Origin of the sequence: Bradyrhizobium sp. 930_D9_N1_4, from assembly GCF_052076015.1 — a bacterium.
Lineage (GTDB): Bacteria > Pseudomonadota > Alphaproteobacteria > Rhizobiales > Xanthobacteraceae > Bradyrhizobium.
Window position 1 is genome coordinate 7,183,959 of record NZ_CP197236.1, and the last position, 19,774, is coordinate 7,203,732.

The window sequence follows — 19,774 nt, forward strand, 5'->3', positions numbered from 1 at the left end:
GAGTCGACAACTAGACGCGACCTGAGATACCTGTCTGGTCGCTCGTCGGTGCTCCATCCATGATTCGTCTCATTTCAGCTGTGGCGATCCTTCTCGTCGGAGGCGCGTTGGCCTCCGCTGTCTGGCTCGCGCCACGATACGCCGCATCCCGGTTCTCCTCCTTTCCTGGCGGCATCGAGCGCGCAAGGCTGCGCACTACGACCATGGCGTTCGTTCTCATGAGCGTTTTTGTCGTCTCCGGAGGTTTGGCTTTGGCCGGCGTTGAGCCGTGGATTGCCGTGATCATCCCTTTTTTCTCGCCGATCGGTCTCGTCGCCCTGTTCGCCGGAGTGTTCATCGAGGCGCACATTTGGGACGAGCGGCTTCGGGCCGCGGCGCGATCGCCCGATGCCTTGGCCAGGCTTGCGGCCGAACGAGAGGCAAGCCAGACGAGGCAGTGGCAAACGCAGATCGAGCGACTCAAGCTGGAGTTCACTATTATTCCAGGCGAAGGCATTGAAAAGCGTTTCGACGCACTCCAGCGCGAAGGCTACGCTGCGGGATTTTCTCCTCTGATTCTTTCCCCGGCCGCCTGGTTGCTACCCCAGGTGACACGCCGGGAATGGATCGGCGCCGCTCGCCAGACATTGAAGATGCGGCGTCCGGTCGAGGATTTCTTTGAGGACGCGTATCGCAATCTTGACGGGGAAAAGAGGGAGGCCCTGGACGAGCTATCGTCCCTGACTCCCGGCTCCGAACATAAATTGTCGCAGCCGGTCGTCGAGCAGATCGGGGCGATGTGGACGATCTTCGACCTCTCGAAGCAGCCGATCGAGCCGTTCAGGGAGGTGGCGGCCTTGCGCATTCCAACCACCAGGAGCTGGAGAATTCCGGTGTTTCTGCTCTACGGCGGCTGGAACGATGCCCCCTCGCCCGATGACATGATGGTCGTCGCACAACATTGGCACATGAGGTTTGGTGCCGACATCTGCGCGATCGGCAGCGGATCGCTCGAATTCAGGGTGAGCCGCCCGCCCGCCAGCTTCCAGGACGCGTTGGGTCTTCTGCGCGAACAATTGTTGTTCTGCCAGGAGACGCTTGAGAACTATCAGTTTTCGCGCGAGGCGATCGAGTCCGATGTGATTGCGCTGACAACGAGCAGGCATTGGGTGTTCTGGTGGGATTGACCGGCGAGCCCGTAGCGCGGGTCAGCGCTACGGGCTCCGCGAAACATCAGCAGCGCTCGTCCACCCTGCGGTCGCGTAACGCCCAGATCACGGGCAACGCCGCAAGCGCAGCCGAGAGATGCTTGAGGGTGTGGCCCGAGACAAGGTGGCCCGTCGCTTCGAAGATGGTCACGTCACCCAGCTCGAAAAGCTTGGCCAGCACATAAAAGACGATGACGCCACCCAGCGGCATGCCGAGCGCACCTGGCCTTGGCCGTGTCAGCGCCAGTCCCACGGCGAGCGCCATTCCGCCGAACTGCACGACCACCCACGGCGTGAGATTCTCGCGTGCCACCCAGGCCGCGAGCAGGCCCGCAATCATCATCAGCACCAGCACAGCCTCGCCGGCGCGCACGCTGACGCGCTCGCTCGCCGCGATGCCCAGAAAGCCCGCGAACGCCACCGCCATGCCGAGACGATCGGCCACGAGCCGTTGCGGCATGTCCGGGTCCAGATGATAGAAGCCCGAGCCCAGGCAGGTGAGGATCAATCCCACGAAGAACCAGCTTGCGCCCACGGGCGCGTCATGGCGGCGGCGCAGCCGCTCTGTGCCCCAGACGCCCAGCGCGAGGAAGGCGAGGTTGCTCAGGACATCGCCGGCGTTGGGCACGCCCAGCCAGGAGCGCATGTCGACGAAGTGCGGAATGTGCCAGCCGGCGGCCGGCAGCGCGGGCGCGAAGAGCGCCGCCAGTGCGAGCACAAGGAACGCGCCGATCAGGTATTTCTCGCGGAGTTGAAGTGCAGGGAATGGGTATCGGCGGGACACCGACGGGAGCAGGGCATTGGTCGCTTGGACTCGGCTATCGGCGCGCAGCATGCTTGGCCTCCACATAATATGAACATTGTTCAATGTTTGTAGCCTGAAATTGAACTATGCTCAATAGAAATGTCGTGGAAACGCATCCCTGTAAGATCGCATTGAAATCATTAGAGATTCAGACGATTCCTCTCCGTCCGTCATTGCGAGCGCAACGAAGCAATCCAGGCTGTCTCCAAGGATGCAGTCTGGATTGCTTCGTCGCTTCGCTTCTCGCAATGACGGCAGAGACGCTACCCGGCCCCGATCTCGGCAACGATCCTGCCGGTCGTCACCTGCTCGCCTTCGGCAACATCGATCCCGGCGACCACACCGTCGATGCCGGCCTTGTGGACGTGCTCCATCTTCATCGCCTCCAGCGTCAGCACCGGCTGGCCGGCGATGACGCGGTCGCCCGGCTTGACCAGCACAGCGACGACGCGGCCGTTCAGGGCGGCGCGGACTTTTCCATCGCCACCGTTGGCCGCCGCGGCCTTCGGCGCGGAGAGCGTGAGATCGGTGACCGCAAGCGGGATGCCGCGGTGCTGGACGTAGAGCCGGTCGCCGTCGCGCAGGAATTTTGCGCTGTCCATCACGCCGTCGTGGCGGAAGCGGATGGCGTCGGAATCGAGTTGGTCGATCTCAAACTTGTCTTGCCGGTCGTCGGTGGCGACGGTGTAGCTGCCGTCGCGCTCCCGCGTCACTTCGAGCTCGTGCGTATGGCCGGAGATATCGAATTTTGCAGGAAGCGGGAACGTTGCCGACAGGCTCCGGCCAACACGCCATGACGGCGCGCGCGGATTGGTGACATAGAGCAGCAGGCCCGCCAGCGCCGTATCGAAGGCGGCGTCCGCCCGGGGAGCCAACAGCTCGTCGCGATGCATGCCGATGAAGGCCGTCGTCGCCTCGCCTCTGGCAAAGCCGGGATGACGCAGGCAGGACATCAGGAACGCCTGATTGGTGGTCACGCCGAGCGCAGTGAGGTGCTCCAGCCCGACGATCAGCCGGCCCCTCGCCTCCTCGCGGCTCGCGCCGTGGCTGATCATTTTCGCGATCATGGAATCGTAGAACGGCGGAATCTCCGAGCCCGATTGCAAGGCGTGCTCGACACGGATGCCATCAGGCACCTGCCAGCGCGCCATGCGGCCGGACTGCGGCATGAAATCCTGCGCAGCATCTTCAGAGCACAGCCGGACCTCGATCGCATGGCCTGAGAACTTGATGTCCTGCTGCTTCACCGGCAACGGCTCGCCGCGCGCGACGCGCAATTGCAGCTCGACGAGATCGAGCCCGGTGATCGCCTCGGTGACCGGATGCTCGACCTGAAGACGCGTGTTCATCTCCATGAAGTAGAATGCGCCGCTGGCATCGAGCAGGAATTCCAGCGTGCCGGCGCCTTCGTAACGCAGCGCCTTCACTGCGGCGACCGCGACCTCGCCCATTTTCCCACGCAACTCCGGCGTGACCGCGGGCGACGGCGCCTCCTCGATCAGCTTCTGGTGCCGCCGCTGCACCGAACAGTCGCGCTCACCAAGATGGACGGCGTTGCCGTGGCTGTCGCCGAACACCTGGATCTCGATGTGGCGCGGGTTCTGGATGGCGCGTTCGAGGATCACGGTCGGATCGCCAAAGGCGGCTTTGGCTTCGGAGCGCGCGCTACGCAAAGCATCTGCGAAAGACACGGCATCCGTGACGAGCCGCATGCCGCGTCCGCCGCCGCCCGCGACCGCCTTGATCATGACGGGGAAGCCGATTTTTCTGGCCTCCGCGAGCATGACCTCGTCGCTTTGGTCGGCGCCCTGATAGCCGGGCACGCAGGGAACGCCGGCCTTCTTCATGATCTCCTTGGCGCCGGCCTTGTTGCCCATCGCCTCGATCGCCTGCGGCGACGGGCCGATGAAGACGAGACCCGCATCCTTGCAGGCTTGCGCAAAACCTTCGTTTTCGGCGAGGAAGCCGTAGCCGGGATGCACGGCATCGGCGCCGCTGGCTTTTGCGGCGGCGATGATCGCGGGAATGTTGAGATAGGATTGCGCCGGCAAGACTTCGCCGATGCGCACGGCCTGATCGGCCTCTCTCACGTGGAGCGCATCGCGATCGGCATCCGAATAGACCGCGACGACGCCGAGGCCGAGCTGCCGCGCGCTGCGCATCACGCGCAATGCGATCTCGCCGCGGTTGGCGACCAGAACCCTGAAGAACGGCCGGTGCTGCACTGATCCGTTCCTCATGGCCGAGCCACCGAGAATTGCATGCGCTGGGGTGTGTGCGAATCGCCCTCGCGACAGATTGCGAGCACTTCGGACAGGACCGCGCGCGTATCGCGCGGATCGATCACGCCGTCGTCGAGCACGCGCGCGCTGGTCGAGAACACGTCCATCTGGCCGTCGAACACGCCGATGATTTGCGCCTTCATGGCATCGAGCTTGTCTTTCTCGACCGGCTTGCCGCGGCGGGCGGCGGCGGCTTCCGTCACGATCGCCATGGTTTCGGCGGCCTGCTCGCCGCCCATCACGGCGGTCCTGGCGTTCGGCCAGGAGAAGCAGAAGCGCGGATGGAAGCCGCGGCCGCACATGCCGTAATTGCCGGCGCCGAACGAGGCACCGCAATAGATGGTGATCTGCGGCACCGTCGCCGAGGTTACGGCCTGGATCATCTTCGAGCCGTGCTTGATCATTCCGGCCTCTTCGTAGGCCTTGCCGACCATGTAGCCGGTGGTGTTGTTGAGATAGAGGATCGGCGTGCGGGTCTGGCAGCAAGCCTGGATGAAATGCGTCGCCTTGTTGGCGCCGGCGGGATCGAGCGGACCGTTATTGGTGATGATGCCGATCGCCTGGCCCTCGATGCGGGCATGGCCGCAGACGGTGGCCGGGCCGTAGTTCGGCGCCATCTCGGTGAAGTCGGAATCGTCGACGATCCGCGCGATCACCTGCTTCATGTCGACCGGGCGCTTGTGGTCCATCGGCATGATGCCGAGCAGCTCCTCCTGGTCGTAGCGCGGCAGCTTGAACTCCGACGCTGTCCTGCCCGGCCGCTGCCATTCCAGCGCCGCCATGATCTCGCGCGCAATGCGCAGCGCGTCGCGATCGTCCTCGGCGAGATAGTCGCCGAGGCCGGAGATTTGCGTGTGCATCTCGGCGCCGCCGAGCTCCTCTTCCGTGGCAATCTCGCCGGTAGCGGCCTTCAGCAGCGGCGGCCCGGCAAGGAAGGCGCGGGTGCGGCCGCGGACCATGACGATGTAGTCGGACAGGCCGGTCTGGTAGGCGCCGCCCGCCGTGGAGGAGCCGTGCGTGACGGTGACGACCGGCAGGCCCGCCGCCGAGAGCCGCGCGAGGTTGCGAAAGATGTTTCCCCCGCGGACAAAATCCTCAACGCGATAGCGCAGCAGATTGGCACCGGCGCTTTCGACGAGCTGGACGTAAGGCAGCTTGTTCTCCAGCGCCAGCTCCTGCACGCGGATCGTCTTGTCGAGGCCGTAGGGCTGGAGCGCGCCGGCATCGATGCCGGAATCGTTGGCGCTGACCATGCAGCGGATGCCCGAGACGAAGCCGATGCCAGCGATGACGCCGCCGCCCGGCACGCTCTTGGCCGCGTCCGGCACGTCGAACATGTAGCCGGCGAGTGTCGACAGTTCGATGAAGGGCGCACCGGGATCGAGCACCAGCGCCACGCGCTCACGCGGCAACAGCTGACCGCGTTTGTGGAAGCGATCCTTAGCCGCGGCCGACGCCGCCCGCGTACGCTCTTCCAGCGCGCGCATGCGGTCGATGACACCGAGCATGCCGTCGCGGTTGGCGTGGTAGGCGGCACTGCCGGGGGAGATAGTGTTTTCGAGAATGGACATGACTCTATCCTACCCGTCATTGCGAGGAGCGAAGCGACGAAGCAATCCAGTCTGTTTCCGCGGACGCACTCTGGATTGCTTCGCTTCGCTCGCAATGACGGCTGGGGCTGCGTTCAGCGATTGGTCCCAAAGATCTTCCGCGCCTCGGCGGGGCTTGCGATCTCGCGGCCGGCGCGACGGGCGCAGGCGGCGATGGCCTCGATCAGCTGGCCGTTCGACGTCACCTTCTTGCCGTCGGCGAGATAGAAGGCGTCCTCGAGACCGGTGCGGAGATGACCGCCGAGCTCGGCGCAACGCTGGTGCAACGGCCAGATCTCTTCGCGACCGATGGCGGTGACCTGGAAATGTGCCTCTGGGCGCTTCAGCTTGATCAGGATCGGCAACAGTTCGGGATCCGACGGCATGCCGGACGCTACGCCCATCACAAAATTATACTCAAGGGGGCCCTTGTACATGCCAACCTGGGTGTACATGCCGACGCAGCGGACGATGCCGACGTCGAAACATTCGAACTCGGGGATGGTGCCGACCGCGTTCATGACGTCGAGATAGTCCTTCACCTTCTCGACAGCATTGTCGAACATCATCGGCGGCCAGGCCCAGCTATTGTCGGCTTTCACCTTCAGGTAATTCAGCGAGCCGGCGTTGCAGGCCGCGATCTCCGGCCTGGTCTCGCGGATGCAATCCAGCGCGCCGCTGTAATTCGGGCCCGAGACCCCCGAGGTGTGATTGATGAGGACGCCGGGGCAGGCTTCGCGGATCGCCTGCTGGATCTCCTTGCTGACGCTCACCTCCCAGGACGGCAGGTGCCCCTTGCCGGGGGCCTGCTGGCGCAGATGGATGTGCATGACGGACGCGCCCGCATCGAACGCAGCCTTGGCTTCGCGCGCCATCTGCTCGGGCGTCACAGGCACGTTGTGCTGCTTGGGGTCGGTGAGCACGCCGTTCAGCGCGCAGGTGATGACGGCCTTGTCGCTCATGCCAACAATATCTCGCACGTTGGGAATTCAACGTTTGCGATCATGTGATGCGCGGCATGCGGCTTCTTGCGCGGAGAAGCTAGCTAAACACGAGCTCTCGTAGGGTGGGCAAAGCGAAGCGTGCCCACCATCTTTGCCAGTTGCCGAGAAGTGGTGGGCACGGCGCAAGGGCGCCTTTGCCCACCCTACGGGAGCGGCGACTAACTCGCCTCCGCCAGCCTGACCGTCTCGCTGCTGCGATAGATCGCGAGATCGCGCGAGCCGACGAAGATCGCGCGCGGCTTCAATCCGTAGAAGCGACGGATCGAATGGCTGAAATGGGTGCTATCGGGATAGCCGATGTCCTGCGCGAGATGGGCGAGGTTGAGGTCCTGGTTGGCGAAGTGCAGCAGATGCCGCGCGCGCTTCCAGGCACGGAAGGAGCGGAACGAGATGCCGGTCTCCTCCTTGAACAGGTGCAGGAAGCGCGAGGCCGAGAGACCCGCCTCGGCTGCACATGTATCCGCCGTCACCGGTTCACCGGAAAAGCGCTCGATACGCGCGACCGCACGCGTGACGCGCGGATCGAGCACACGGCGGGGCAGCGACTCGCCAAAGCACATCTCGTCGAATTCAGCGGTGGTGATGTCGTTATAGCGGCGCTGGCGCAGCAGCGTGTAGGCCGCAACAATCTTGCGAGCGTAGACGGCCCTGTCAGGTCCCATCAACCGCGCGGCCAGGTCCTCGATCACACCATCCGGCATGCTTTCCGGCTCCAGCGTCACGCTGATTGCAGTGCGATAGTCGCTGGCGATGGAATGAAGCTGGTTCGGCAGGGTGACGAACAGCTCGCCGGTCGCTAGAGCGTCGTCGATGGTGAGATGCAGGCTGCCCTTCACCGCAACGTAGACGTGGCAGCAGCCGGGGGTCCGCTTGCGGGGGCGTCCGAGCAGGCCGGCATAGAATACCCGCTCCGGCGTGATCAGCATGAGATGGTCGGATTCGCGACCGTTATCTTCCATTGGGTATCCTCCTCGCGCGGCTCTATGGCCGCTGCGGACGGAGGTCACCTTAGCGGAAATTAGGGCGCTGTCACGACGCGATAGCGCTGTCATTGCGCGCAAAACATCGCCAGCCCCGGACGGCCATTCACCGTCCGGAACCGTTGTGAGACAATAATCCCGGCCTTCGTCGACTTACGCCCTCACGCGCGGCGCAACATTCTGCTCGGCTCCGGCCTTTTGCTCCGCAGCAACCGCGCGCTTGAAACCATCGCGCTGTTGCAAACGCGCCCAATAGGCTGCGACATTTGGCCCAAAATCCTTGGCGAGTCCGATATTGTCGGCGAGGCGCAGCGCGTAGCCGATGACAATGTCAGCGGCGGTAAAGCGGCCCGCGCACAATGTTTCGGCACTGGCCGTCGCTGCCTCGACCGCGCGCAGGCGTCCCAGAAACCATTTGGCATAATCGCCGGCGACCTGCGGATTGCGGCGCTCTTCCGGCTCGAGCTGGGTGTATCGGAGCACCAGCGTTTGCGGGAAGGTTAACGTGGCGTCGCTGAAATACATCCAGTTCAGGAACGCGCCATAGGCGGGATCCGCGACGTCCACCATCAACGGCGTCGGGGCGTATTTGGAGCCGAGGTAATGGCAGATGCCGGAGGACTCCGTCATCTTGGCTTCGCCGTCGACCATGAAGGGAATCGTGCCGAGCGGATTGATCGCGAGATACTCTTTCGCGAAGACCCGCGGCGGGAACGGCAGCATCTTCAATTCGTACGGCAGCCCCATCTCCTCCAGCATCCAGAGCGGACGGAACGAGCGCGCGGCGTCGCAATGATAGAGCGTGATCATCAGGCGTTCCCTTTACTACCCGGCAGCGTACCCATCATCTTGCACAGGACCATCAGCATGACCTCGTCGGCGCCGCCGCCGATCGAGGTCAGACGGCTGTCGCGATAGGCGCGGCTGACCGGCGTCTCGTTGGTAAAGCCCATTCCGCCCCAATATTGCAAGCAGGCATCGGTGAGCTCGCGGCCGAGCCGGCCGGCTTTCAGTTTGGCCATGGTCGCAAGTTTCGTGACGTCCTCGCCGGCGACCAGCTGCTCGGCGGCGCGATAAATCAGCGCGCGCAGCAGTTCGACCTCGGTCTGCATCTCCGCGAGCTTGAAGTGCACCACCTGATTGTCGAGGATCGACTTCCCGAACGCCTTGCGGTTGCGCGTGTATTCAATGGTCTGATCGATGATGTATTCATGCGACTTAAGGCAGGCGGCCGCGCCCCAGAGCCGTTCCTCCTGGAACTGGATCATCTGATAGGTAAAACCCTTGCCCTCCTCGCCGATCCGGTTGCGCTTGGGCACGCGGACATCGTCGAAGAAGATCTGCGCGGTGTCCGACGAGCGCATGCCCATTTTGTCGAGCTTTCGCGCGACATTGACGCCCTTGCTCTTCATGGGCACGCATATCAGCGACTTGTTGCGATGGACGGGACCATCGCCGGTGTTGGCGAGCAGGCAGATCCAGTCGGCCTGGGTGCCGTTGGTGATCCACATCTTGCCGCCGTTGATGACGTAATCGTCGCCGTCCGAGCGCGCACTGGTCTTGATCGAGGCGACGTCGGAGCCTGCACCCGGCTCGGAGACGCCGATGCAGGCGACGTAATCGCCTGATATCGAGGGCGCCAGAAATTCGCGCCGCAACTCGTCAGAGCCGAACCGCGCCAGCGCAGGCGTCGCCATGTCGGTCTGCACCCCGATCGCCATCGGCACGCCGCCGCAGGTGATCGCACCCAGTTCCTCCGCCATCATCAGCGCATAGGAATAATCGAGCCCCGAGCCGCCGAACTCGACCGGCTTGTTCAGTCCGAGGAAGCCGAGGCTGCCCATTGTCTTGAACAGCTCGTGCGCCGGGAAGATGTCGGCCTTCTCCCACTCATCGACATGAGGATTGATCTCGTTGACGATGAATTTTTGCAGGGAACGGCGGATGTCGTCGTGGTCGGCGGTGAATAGCATTTTGTCAGCTCAACTCTCGGTCTCTCTCATGTGCTCGTCATGGCCGGGGACGCTCACAGCCCCATCTGCCTTGACGCCAGATCCTTCATGATCTCCTCGGTGCCGCCGCCGATGGCGTTGACCTTGACCTCGCGGTAGATGCGCTCGGCCTTGATGCCGCGCATGAAGCCGGCGCCACCAAAGATCTGCACGGCTTCCGAGGCGCAGAACGCCATGGTCTGCGTCGCCTGGTTCTTCATCATGCAGATTTCGGCCACCGGGCTCTCGCCCTGCTCCAACCGCCACGCCAGCAGCTCCAGCATCGATTGCGACGCCGCGACCTTTTGCGCCATGTCGACGATCTTGTGCCTGATGACCTGATGCTGGGCGAGCGGCTTTCCGAAAGTCTTGCGCTCCTTGGCGTAGGCAATCGCTTCGTCGAGGCAGACGCGCGCGAAGGCAGTGCAGCCTGCGGCCATGCCCATGCGCTCACTGTTGAAATTCCGCATGATGATCTTGAAGCCCTGGCCCTCCTCGCCGATCAGGTTTTCGGCCGGCACGCGGCATTCGTCAAAATGCAGCGTCGCCGTATCGGAGGCCCACCAGCCCATCTTCTTCAGTTTTGTCCTGGACAGGCCGGGCGTATCGCCCTCGATCAGGAGCAGGCTGACGCCGCCGGCGCCTTCGCCGCCGGTGCGCACCGCAACGGTCAGATAATCGGCGCGCACGCCCGAGGTGATGAAGGTCTTCTCGCCGCTCACGACGTAGTGATCGCCGTCGCGCCGCGCCTTGGTGCGGAGGTTGGCGACATCAGAGCCGCCACCCGGTTCGGTGATTGCCAGCGCGGAAATCTTCTCACCTGCCAGCACCTGCGGCAGCACGCGCGCCTTCACCTCCGGCCGGGCCGCCCGCGCGATCGGCGGGGAGCCGATGGTGTGGCTCATGAGGCTGGCGCTGACGCCGCCGGCACCTGCCCGCGCCAATTCCTGGCTCGCCACGATCTTCATGAACTGGTCGGCGGCGATCCCGCCATATTCCTCGGGGAATCCGAGCCCCAACAGGCCGATCTCGGCCGCCTTGCGATAGAGCGCGCGCGGGAATTCACCGGCCTCGTCCCATTCATGGGCGAACGGGGCAATCTCCTTGTCGACGAAGCGGCGCATCACATCGCGGAAAGCGTCATGCTCGGCGGTATAGAACGGGCTCTTCATCGCACTCTCGCTCGGAGACGGATTCGTCGCGTCAACCATGGCCGGAACCTCGGCGGCTCACTTGCGCGGAGTGGCTGATCCACGAGAGCCGCTCCAGACTGGCCCGGGCCTAGCAACTCAACGCAAGACGATTTTCGCCGCGCGCAGGCCAACTCCCGGGCAAAAAAGACGTGCTGCACAAACTCCGGCTGGCCCCAGGGCCACGCCGGGATTGGTGCGCGGCAACAGGGACGTGAGGCGGCAAAGACCGCCGAGGGAGGAACTTTTGGCCGTTCGTTACTACGACTGGATCGCCCATCATGGCCGCCGCACGCCCGGCAAGGTCGCGGTCATCGACCTCGCAAGCGAGCGCCGCTTTACCTATGCGCAGCTCGACGCGCGCATCTCCCGTCTGGCGGGATTCCTCCGTGACACGCACAAGATATCTCGCGGCGACCGCGTCGCCGTGCTGGCCCTGAACACGACCGACACGCTGGAAGTGCAATTCGCATGCGGTCGGTTAGGCGCGATCTTCGTACCGTTGAATACCCGCCTCACCGTTCCCGAGCTTCAGTTCATCACCGGCGACTGCGCGCCTGAGGTGATGATCCACGACACCGATCTCGCCGAGACTGCGCTGAGCGTCGCAAAGCTCTGCAACATCCCAACCAGCCTGCTGCTCGGACCCGGCGGCACCTATGAGGCCGGCATCGCGGCCGCAAAGCCGCTCGCCCGGCCCGAGGAGGTCACGCTCGATGATGTCTCGACCATCATGTACACGTCGGGCACCACGGGTCATCCGAAGGGCGCGACCATCACCCATGGCATGACCTTCTGGAACTGCGTCAATCTCGGTGGACCCGCCTGCATCGGACCGTCCTCGGTGCTGCTCACCGTGCTGCCGCTGTTCCACACCGGTGGACTGAATTGCTACACCAATCCCGTGCTGCATGCCGGCGGCACCGTGATGATCATGCGCGCCTTCGATCCCGGCACCGCGCTCGGCCTGATCAACGATCCCGCGCAGGGCATCAACGTGTTCTTCGGCGTGCCCGCGATCTACCAGTTCATGGCGCAGCATCCGGCCTTCGCGACCACCGAGCTCGGCCGGCTGATCGTCGGCGGCGTCGGCGGCGCACCGATGCCGGTGCCGCTGCTCAAGGTCTGGGAGGCGCGCGGCGTTGCGCTTCAGCAGGGCTACGGCATGACCGAGACTTCGCCGGCCGTGCTGGTGCTCGACCGCGAAGATGCCGCACGCAAGGCCGGCTCCGCCGGCAAACCGGTGCTTCATACCGAGGTGCGCATCGTGCGACCCGACGGCAGCGACGCCGATGTCGGAGAGCTCGGCGAGCTCTGGGTGAAGGGGCCGAACATCACGCCCGGCTACTGGAACAGGCCGGAGGCGAACAGGAATTCCTTCACCGACGGCTGGCTGCACACCGGCGATGCCACGCGCGTGGACGAAGAAGGCTTCTACTACATCGTCGACCGCTGGAAAGACATGTACATCTCCGGCGGCGAGAACGTCTATCCGGCGGAGGTCGAGAACGTCCTGCACCAGCTCACCGCAATCGCCGAAGCCGCCGTGATCGGCATTTCGGATCCGCAATGGGGCGAGGTAGGCCTTGCCATTGTTGCGGTCAAACCGGGACAAAGGCTGTCCGAGGCGGATGTCTTCGCCCACTGCGCCGCCAATCTGGCGCGCTTCAAATGCCCGCGGCAGGTGCGGTTCGTCGATGCGCTGCCCCGCAACGCCACCGGCAAGATCCACAAGCCGACCTTGCGGAAAGAATTCTCGGTGGCTTCCGAAGTCGACAAGAAAGTCGCCAACGCCTGATCAAAGCGCCCCTCTCGCGGGCGCTTCTTCTTTTGTGACGTGCCTGCTCGAACCAGAAGAAACCGAACCCAGAAGAAACCCCAAGGAATTTTCATGAACAAGAAACTCTCTTTGCTTGCCGCAGCAGCAGCGATGACGCTGCTTGCGACCCAGTCGGCCCATGCGCAGAAGGCGTACGACACCGGCGTCACCGACACCGAGATCAAGATCGGCAATGTCGAGGCCTATTCGGGTCCCGCGTCCGCCTACGGCGTCATCGGCAAGACCGAGGAAGCCTATTTCAAGATGATCAACGATCAGGGCGGCATCAACGGCCGCAAGATCAACTGGATTTCGTATGACGACGGTTATTCGCCGCCGAAGACCGTGGAGCAGATCCGCAAGCTGATCGAGAGCGACGAGGTGTTCCTGGTGTTCAACGCGCTGGGCACGCCGACCCAGACCGCCGTGCAGAAATATCACAATTCCAAGAAGGTACCGCAGCTCTTCCTCGCCACCGGCGCAAGCAAGTGGAACGACCCGAAGAACTTCCCCTGGACCATGGGCTTCCAGCCCAGCTATCGGGTCGAGGCGCAGATTTTCGCGAAATACATCCTGAAGGAGAAGCCGGACGCCAAGGTCGCGATCTTCTATGCCAACGACGATTTCGGCAAAGACTACCTCGCCGGCATCAAGGACGTGTTCGGTGACAAGGCCTCGAAGATGATCGTGGCCGAAGAGAGCTACGAGACGTCCGAGCCGTCGATCGATGCCCATATCGTCAAGCTCAAGGGCACCGGTGCCGATGTCTTCGTCAACATCGCGACCCCGAAATTCGCAGCTCAGGCCATCAAGAAGATCGCGGAGTTGGAGTGGAAGCCGATGCACCTGATGACTGATGTCTCGGTGTCGATCGGCGCAGTGATGAAGCCCGCCGGCCTCGAGGCATCCGAAGGCGTGCTGTCGGCCGGCTATCTGAAGGATGCGTCGGACCCGCAGTGGAAGGATGACGAGGGCATGAAGAAGTTCATGGTCTTCATCGACAAGTACATGCCCGGCGCGAACATCTCGGACGCCAATCTGGTTTACGCCTATGCCGCGGCGCAGACCATGGTGCAGGTGCTGAAGCAGTCGGGCGACAATCTGACCCGTGAGAACGTGATGAAGCAGGCCGCCAGCCTGAAGGATTTCGCCCCCGACACGCTGATCCCCGGCATCAAGATCAATACCTCGTCCACGGACTTCGCGCCGATCGAGCAGCTCAAGATGTGGCGGTTCAAGAAGGGCCAGTGGGAGCTGTTCGGCGACATCATCAGTGCCGAAACGGGCGGCTAGCTGACTGAAAGCATCAGCCTGCAAACACCGAATGGCGGCCGAAAGGCCGCTATTTTTTTTCGGCGCGGGCGACTTCGATGGCCGCAATAGATAGGCCAAGACGGCGCGAGTCGCCGACACCCCGCAACACGGGGCATACCCACGCAAGGGTGGCAATGCCCGACGGCGGCAGGTCAACCCGCAGTGTAAAGCTGTCGCGACCGACGACGATCGCGGTGGAATCGACGAGTGTGCCGTCGAGATAGAAGTACACCCCGATCTGATCGAGCGACGCACGAAGAGCCGGACCCAGGATGCGTACGATGTTGCGCCCCGAAGCTCCTGCGATGCGGACGGCAGCCTCCGGCTCACTCCAGCAAAACGCGCTGCCGGCTGACGATTCCATGCAGTGGAAGCCGATTTGAGCAAGAACACAATCGCCGAACAGTCTTCTCGGTGGGCCCGCGCGCGAGCAGATGCGGCGGATACAATCGAGCCTCTGAAACCGGATCAGCGATGCGATATACCGCTTCATCCATCTCCCGGTGGCCGCGCTTGCTCCGACCGCGCTCAACACGGTCAGGCTCGTGCGCGCATGCAGGACGGCGATCCGCGCGGCCAGGCGGGCGCGAACCTCGTTGAGCAGCGCAGGAGCGGCCCAGCGCCGGAAAGCCTGCAGCATTTCGTCGGGCCGCTTCCAGCCACGGCCCGCAAGGCTGTAGCGCACGAGCGCGTTCAGCGCATGGCGAGCGATCGCGAAGTCGAACTTGTCCCGTTCGCTCCATTCGATTGGAATTTCGATCAGCTCGCCGCCAGGATCGCGACGGGCCTCGCTGAGATAGCGAATCTCGCCCTGCACGAAATCGAGGGTAAATATTTCGAGCTCGTCGAGCTTGCCGACATAGTAGTGATGAACCCGGGCCTCATCCAGATATCCGACCATGTGTCCGCGCGCGTAGTAGCTGGCCGCAAGCACCCATTCCGCAAAATGGCCGAGATCCGTACGCAGGCCACCACATTCCTCATAGACGTCACGTCGCGTCACGAAACACTGGTCGAGCACCTTGAGCCAAGGATGCAGCTTCATGCCGAATTCGATGTCGGACTGATACATCGCAGCTTCAGCACGCGACAGAACGTTGTGGCAAATCGGGACCGACTTGCAGGAGAATCCCGACCAATCGGGATGGTCTTCGATGGCGCGGATGCACAGCGCGAGCACATCGGGCTCGGGACGACAATGCGATTCCGTGAAGAACAGGTAGCGGCCACGGGCCCTTGCCGCGCCGAGCGCGCTCAACTCGACGTCGTGAACAGACTCGCTGTATTCGAGGCGTGCCTCGGTCCCGGTCAGCGCCTCAATATCCGCACGAAGCAGCAGGTCAGGCGGTACGATCAGGATGATTTCGTACAGGCGTCGGTCGACATTTTGCGATGTCCAGCCGAGCCAGGATTGCCGCCACTGCCCGCGGTGGTCATCCAGCGGGATGATGATCGAGAACAGCGGAGATTCGCCGCCGTCGCGTGCGGGCGCGTCCTGCATGCCCTCTTATAGACGCAGGCGGCGCCGTTCCGGGCACTTTCTTGTGGACTATACCGACAGAAACAGCGCGAACGACTCTTCTACCGTACGGCGCAGATGCCGTTGATACACTTCATAGTTGGCATCGCCGGGCGCGACCCGTCCCAGCGAAGGCTTCGGGAAATTCCGGAGCGGGACATAGGCGATGGGCGCTGCAATCGGCGTCAGTTGCGAGCCGGGGCCGGCGCGGAGCGTCGAGATGATGCCGTACATCGCGCCGTCAACCGTCGGCCGCGACACCGTGATCACGCGGTGCTGACCGTGCTTGATGATGACGAGATAGATGAAGCCGGACTGATGCGGCACCGCGACCTCACCGGTGTGCTCATAGGCGGCATCTGTCCGTTCGCCCTCGCGGAAGACCAGCGCGGACACCTTCGGCTCCCAGACGATCTCGGTGCGGTAGGCGAAGATCGCATCCTTGTCGCCGAACGACGGCCGCAGCGTGACGTAGACGTCCTCGAGCCAGGTCACCGCGCGATGCGAATAGGAGCCGAGACTGTCAGGCGCGACATCGTTGGCGGCCACAGGCGTCGCCACGACGGCACTCTTGCGCAAGGAGACGCCGAGCGCCTGCTCCAGCCGCACGGTCGTCGCCAGCGTGAACGGCCGGCGACCGCCGAGCACCTTCTCCAATGTCGACAGGCTGAGCTTGGCCTGCTCGGCCAGCGCCTGCCGGGAGATCCGGCGCCGCGCAAGCTCCTCGCGAATGGTTTCCGCGATCTCGCGGCTCTGCTCGTCCGAAAGCTGCTTGTCGTCCTGCGTTTGCATCATCAGCCCTGCCTTGGGGCGCCAGTCTAGCAGGGCGGACAAGTCAGCACAAAACCGCACATGACCGCCTCGACGGCGGCCCGTCCGGGCCGGCCGGGGCGGAACATTGCCGATCGTTCTGCTCGCGAAGCCTGCCTTCCCGGCAGAAGCTGACAGCCAGCGAATATCCCTCGGGAGCAGGCGAAAATGGATACCTACGACGAAGCCGACAGTAACGAACACCCCATGCTGGGCCGGCTGATCCAGGTCGGATTGTTTCTGCTCGTGCAGGGCATCGCGGTGATGATCGTCGCGTTCGTCGCCCTGCTGGTGAGTTTTGAGCCCGGATGGTCGGCGACAACGGAGCCGACGCAGCAGGCGAGCCTGCTCCAACCCGGTGACGCCAGATCCGGCTCGCTGCTGCTGAAGGAAGATGGCGCCTATACCGAAGCGATCCGCCTCGGCATCGACGTCGACATCACGGTATCAGGCCCGACGCTGCGTGCCCGCGTCACCCAGATCTTCCGCAACCCGACCAAGGACTGGGTCGAGGCGACCTATGTCTATCCGGTGCCCAGCGGCGGCGCGGTCGATACGCTGAAGATGGTGGTCGGCGACCGCGTCATTATCGGCGACGTCAAGGAGCGGCAACAGGCGCGTGTGATCTACGAGCAGGCACGCCGCGACGGCCGCAAGGCCGCGCTCACCGAGCAGGAGCGGCCGAACATTTTCACCAATTCGGTCGCCAATATCGGCCCCGGCGAAACCGTGCTGGTGCAGATCGAATATCAGGAGCCGGTTCACCAGAGCGGCAACGAATATTCGCTGCGCCTGCCGATGGTGGTCGGGCCCCGCTACAATCCGGCGCCGATCGTGCAAAGCGTCGACTTCCGCAACGACGGCTCGGGCTGGGGGGCGACGAATTCGGACCCGGTGCCGGACCGGGACCGCATCTCGCCGCAGGTGGTGGATCCCGCCAGGAATGCGCCGGTCAATCCGACCAGCATTACGGTGCGCCTCAAGGCCGGCTTTGCGCTCGGCGAGGTCAAGAGTCCGCACCATAACGTCAAGATCGAGAGCCCTGATAACACGACGCGCGTGGTCACGCTCGCCGATGGCGCCGTGCCTGCCGACCGCGACTTCGAGCTGACCTGGAAACCGGCTGCCGAGAAGGCGCCGTCGGTCGGTCTGTTCCGTGAGCGTGTCGGCGATGCCGATTATCTGCTCGCCTTCGTCACCCCGCCCGGTGCCGAGCAGGCGACGCAAAAGCCGCTGCCGCGTGAGGTCGTGTTCGTCATCGACAATTCCGGCTCGATGGGCGGCACCTCGATCGTCCAGGCCAAGGCGAGCCTGACTTACGCCCTCTCCCGCCTCCAGCCGACCGACCGCTTCAACGTGATCCGTTTCGACGACACCATGGATGTGCTGTTCCCGACCTCCGTGCAGGCCGACGCCACGCATGTCAGGGACGCAACGTCGTTCGTCGAGGCGTTGCAGGCACGCGGCGGTACCGAGATGGTGCCGGCGATGCGGGCCGCGCTGACCGACAAGCTCGCTGACACGGGCATGGTACGCCAGGTGGTGTTCCTGACCGACGGCGCGATCGGCAACGAGCAGCAATTGTTCGAAACGATCACCGCGATGCGCGGCCGCTCGCGCGTGTTCATGGTCGGTATCGGATCCGCGCCCAACACCTATCTGATGACGCGCGCCTCCGAACTCGGCCGCGGCGCCTTCACCCATATCGGCTCCGTCGAGCAGGTCGAGGAGCGCATGCGCGGGCTGTTCGCCAAGCTGGAAAATCCGGCCGTGACCGGTCTCAGCGCAAAATTCTCCGACGCGAAAGCCGACGTGACGCCGGCGATCATTCCCGACGTCTATCGCGACGAACCGCTGGTGCTGGCGGCCAAGCTCGACAAGCTCGCGGGTTCGCTCGAGATCAAGGGCCGCGTCGGCGACCGCCCGTGGTCGGTGACGCTGCCGCTGCAAAACGCCGCCGAGGGCAAGGGCCTGTCGAAGCTTTGGGCCAAGCGCAAGATCGGTGACGCCGAAGTGGCGCGCACCTTGCGCGAGATGACGCCCGAGGACTCCGACAAGGCGATCCTGGCGCTGGCGCTCGACCATCAGATCGTCACGCGGCTCACGAGCCTCGTCGCTGTCGACAAGACGCCGAGCCGCCCCGAGGGCGAGCCGCTCAAGCTCAGCGAATTGCCGATCAATCTGCCGGCCGGCTGGGATTTCGCGAAGGTCTTTGGCGAACGGCAGCCGCTGCCGGCACAGCTCCGCGAGCGCCATGCCGACGCGCGCAACCAGCCGGCGACGCGACGGCCGACGCCCGCAGCGCCCGACGCGATCCGCCTGCCCAAGACTGCAACCTCGGCGGAGCTGAAGATGATCGGAGGCTTCATCCTGATCGTGCTCGCCCTGATCTTGTTCGTGTTCAACCGGCGTCAGACCTTGCTCACTGACGCTGCTTGAGAGAGGAGCCCCCCGAACTCCTCTGTTAGCGCGCGCGGTCGCCCGTCCCACACCAACGACCGCGCGCGCCTTTTTCCGGGATCGTCATTGCGAGGAGCGAAGCGACGAAGCAATCCAGGCTGCCGCCATGGAGACAGTCTGGATTGCTTCGCTTCGCTCGCAATGACGGGGAGAGACCTATTATGCCCCGCTTCTTCCCCGTAGCGCTTACACTCATCGGCACCCTCCTGTTCGGCGACGGCGCCTACATCCATGCCAAGGCCTGGCTCGCGCAGGTGCTGCTGGAGCGCGCGTTCGACAGGAGCATTACGACCGGCGCGGCGGTGAAACCCTGGTCATGGGCCGACACCTGGCCGGTCGCGCGGATCGAGGTGAAGCGGATCGGCGCCAGCGTCATCGTGCTGGAAGGCACCAGCGGCCAAGCCTTGGCTTTCGGACCCGGCCATGTCCACCAAACGGTTGATGCCGGCGAGCGCGGCATCGCGGTATATGCTGCACACCGCGATACACATTTCCGCTTCTTGCGGAATGTTGCCATGGGTGACGTGATCGATGTCACACGCAGTGACGGCAAACGCTTTCAATATCGCGCGGACTCCTCCGCGGTCGTTCGTTTCGATGAGTCAGGCATCGATGCCGCAACGCAAAATGCCGAGCTCGTGCTTGCGACCTGCTGGCCGTTCGACGCCCTCGCGTCCGGCCCGGAGCGATACATCCTGCATGCCACCTTGATCGAAACCGGTGAATAGCGGTTCGCAAGCGATGGAACCCCTGAACTGGCGCCTTCGGCCGCAGACCTATAAGAATGGCCAATTGTTTTGCCTCATTCTGCAATGAGCAGAAAG

15 protein-coding genes are annotated in these 19,774 nt (G+C 63.8%); 5 read left to right on the forward strand and 10 right to left on the reverse strand.

Annotated features, from left to right (window positions below):
- The first annotated feature begins 59 nt into the window (after positions 1-59).
- Positions 60-1,166, forward strand: coding sequence for a DUF4253 domain-containing protein (locus AB7532_RS34125; RefSeq protein WP_441239031.1), 1,107 nt, complete (start codon positions 60-62; stop codon positions 1,164-1,166).
- 46 nt (positions 1,167-1,212) lie between these two features.
- Here the strand turns inward: AB7532_RS34125 and AB7532_RS34130 are convergent, their stop codons facing one another.
- The 8 genes from AB7532_RS34130 to AB7532_RS34165 form a co-directional block, all read right to left on the reverse strand.
- The gene (locus AB7532_RS34130; RefSeq protein WP_441239032.1) at positions 1,213-2,022 is read right to left on the reverse strand and encodes a hypothetical protein; all 810 of its coding nucleotides are present in this window, start codon (positions 2,020-2,022) and stop codon (positions 1,213-1,215) included.
- Between the two features lie 233 nt (positions 2,023-2,255).
- On the reverse strand, positions 2,256-4,232 hold the full coding sequence (locus tag AB7532_RS34135) for an acetyl-CoA carboxylase biotin carboxylase subunit (protein WP_441239033.1): 1,977 nt from the start codon (positions 4,230-4,232) through the stop codon (positions 2,256-2,258).
- Positions 4,229-5,845: an acyl-CoA carboxylase subunit beta gene (locus AB7532_RS34140; RefSeq protein ID WP_441239034.1), complete on the reverse strand. Its 1,617-nt coding sequence runs from the start codon at positions 5,843-5,845 to the stop codon at positions 4,229-4,231. Before AB7532_RS34140 ends, AB7532_RS34135 begins: the two co-directional genes overlap by 4 nt.
- A 113-nt stretch (positions 5,846-5,958) precedes the next feature.
- On the reverse strand, positions 5,959-6,825 hold the full coding sequence (locus AB7532_RS34145) for a 3-keto-5-aminohexanoate cleavage protein (protein ID WP_441239035.1): 867 nt from the start codon (positions 6,823-6,825) through the stop codon (positions 5,959-5,961).
- A gap of 200 nt (positions 6,826-7,025) precedes the next feature.
- Positions 7,026-7,826 (reverse strand): helix-turn-helix domain-containing protein, encoded by an 801-nt coding sequence (locus AB7532_RS34150; protein ID WP_441239036.1) that lies wholly within the window; start codon positions 7,824-7,826, stop codon positions 7,026-7,028.
- Positions 7,827-8,000: 174 nt separating this feature from the next.
- On the reverse strand, positions 8,001-8,657 hold the full coding sequence (locus tag AB7532_RS34155) for a glutathione S-transferase family protein (protein WP_441239037.1): 657 nt from the start codon (positions 8,655-8,657) through the stop codon (positions 8,001-8,003).
- Positions 8,657-9,820 carry an acyl-CoA dehydrogenase family protein gene (locus AB7532_RS34160; RefSeq protein WP_441239038.1) on the reverse strand — a complete coding sequence of 388 codons (1,164 nt, stop codon included), beginning with the start codon at positions 9,818-9,820 and terminating at the stop codon, positions 8,657-8,659. The genes AB7532_RS34155 and AB7532_RS34160 overlap by 1 nt, the downstream gene beginning before the upstream one ends.
- Positions 9,821-9,873: 53 nt before the next feature.
- The gene (locus AB7532_RS34165; RefSeq protein ID WP_441239415.1) at positions 9,874-11,010 is read right to left on the reverse strand and encodes an acyl-CoA dehydrogenase family protein; all 1,137 of its coding nucleotides are present in this window, start codon (positions 11,008-11,010) and stop codon (positions 9,874-9,876) included.
- A 265-nt stretch (positions 11,011-11,275) separates the two neighbouring features.
- Between AB7532_RS34165 and AB7532_RS34170 the strand changes: the two genes are divergently transcribed.
- Positions 11,276-12,826 (forward strand): acyl-CoA synthetase, encoded by a 1,551-nt coding sequence (locus AB7532_RS34170; RefSeq protein WP_441239039.1) that lies wholly within the window; start codon positions 11,276-11,278, stop codon positions 12,824-12,826.
- Between the two features lie 93 nt (positions 12,827-12,919).
- Entirely contained in the window at positions 12,920-14,140 is a 1,221-nt protein-coding gene (locus tag AB7532_RS34175; RefSeq protein ID WP_441239040.1) for an ABC transporter substrate-binding protein, read from the forward strand.
- 49 nt (positions 14,141-14,189) lie between these two features.
- On the opposite strand, the gene AB7532_RS34180 is transcribed toward AB7532_RS34175, so the two are convergent.
- Both AB7532_RS34180 and AB7532_RS34185 read right to left on the reverse strand, forming a co-directional pair.
- Entirely contained in the window at positions 14,190-15,662 is a 1,473-nt protein-coding gene (locus tag AB7532_RS34180; protein ID WP_441239041.1) for a glycosyltransferase family 2 protein, read from the reverse strand.
- Between the two features lie 48 nt (positions 15,663-15,710).
- A complete protein-coding gene (locus AB7532_RS34185) occupies positions 15,711-16,472 on the reverse strand; it encodes a helix-turn-helix transcriptional regulator (protein WP_441239416.1) in 762 nt (253 codons plus the stop codon).
- Between the two features lie 186 nt (positions 16,473-16,658).
- On the opposite strand from AB7532_RS34185, the gene AB7532_RS34190 reads away from it, so the two are divergent.
- Positions 16,659-18,929, forward strand: a complete 2,271-nt coding sequence (locus tag AB7532_RS34190; protein ID WP_441239042.1) for a marine proteobacterial sortase target protein — start codon at positions 16,659-16,661, stop codon at positions 18,927-18,929.
- A gap of 182 nt (positions 18,930-19,111) precedes the next feature.
- Complete coding sequence (locus tag AB7532_RS34195) at positions 19,112-19,678, forward strand: class GN sortase (RefSeq protein WP_441239043.1); 567 nt, start codon at positions 19,112-19,114, stop codon at positions 19,676-19,678.
- Positions 19,679-19,774 lie beyond the last annotated feature (96 nt).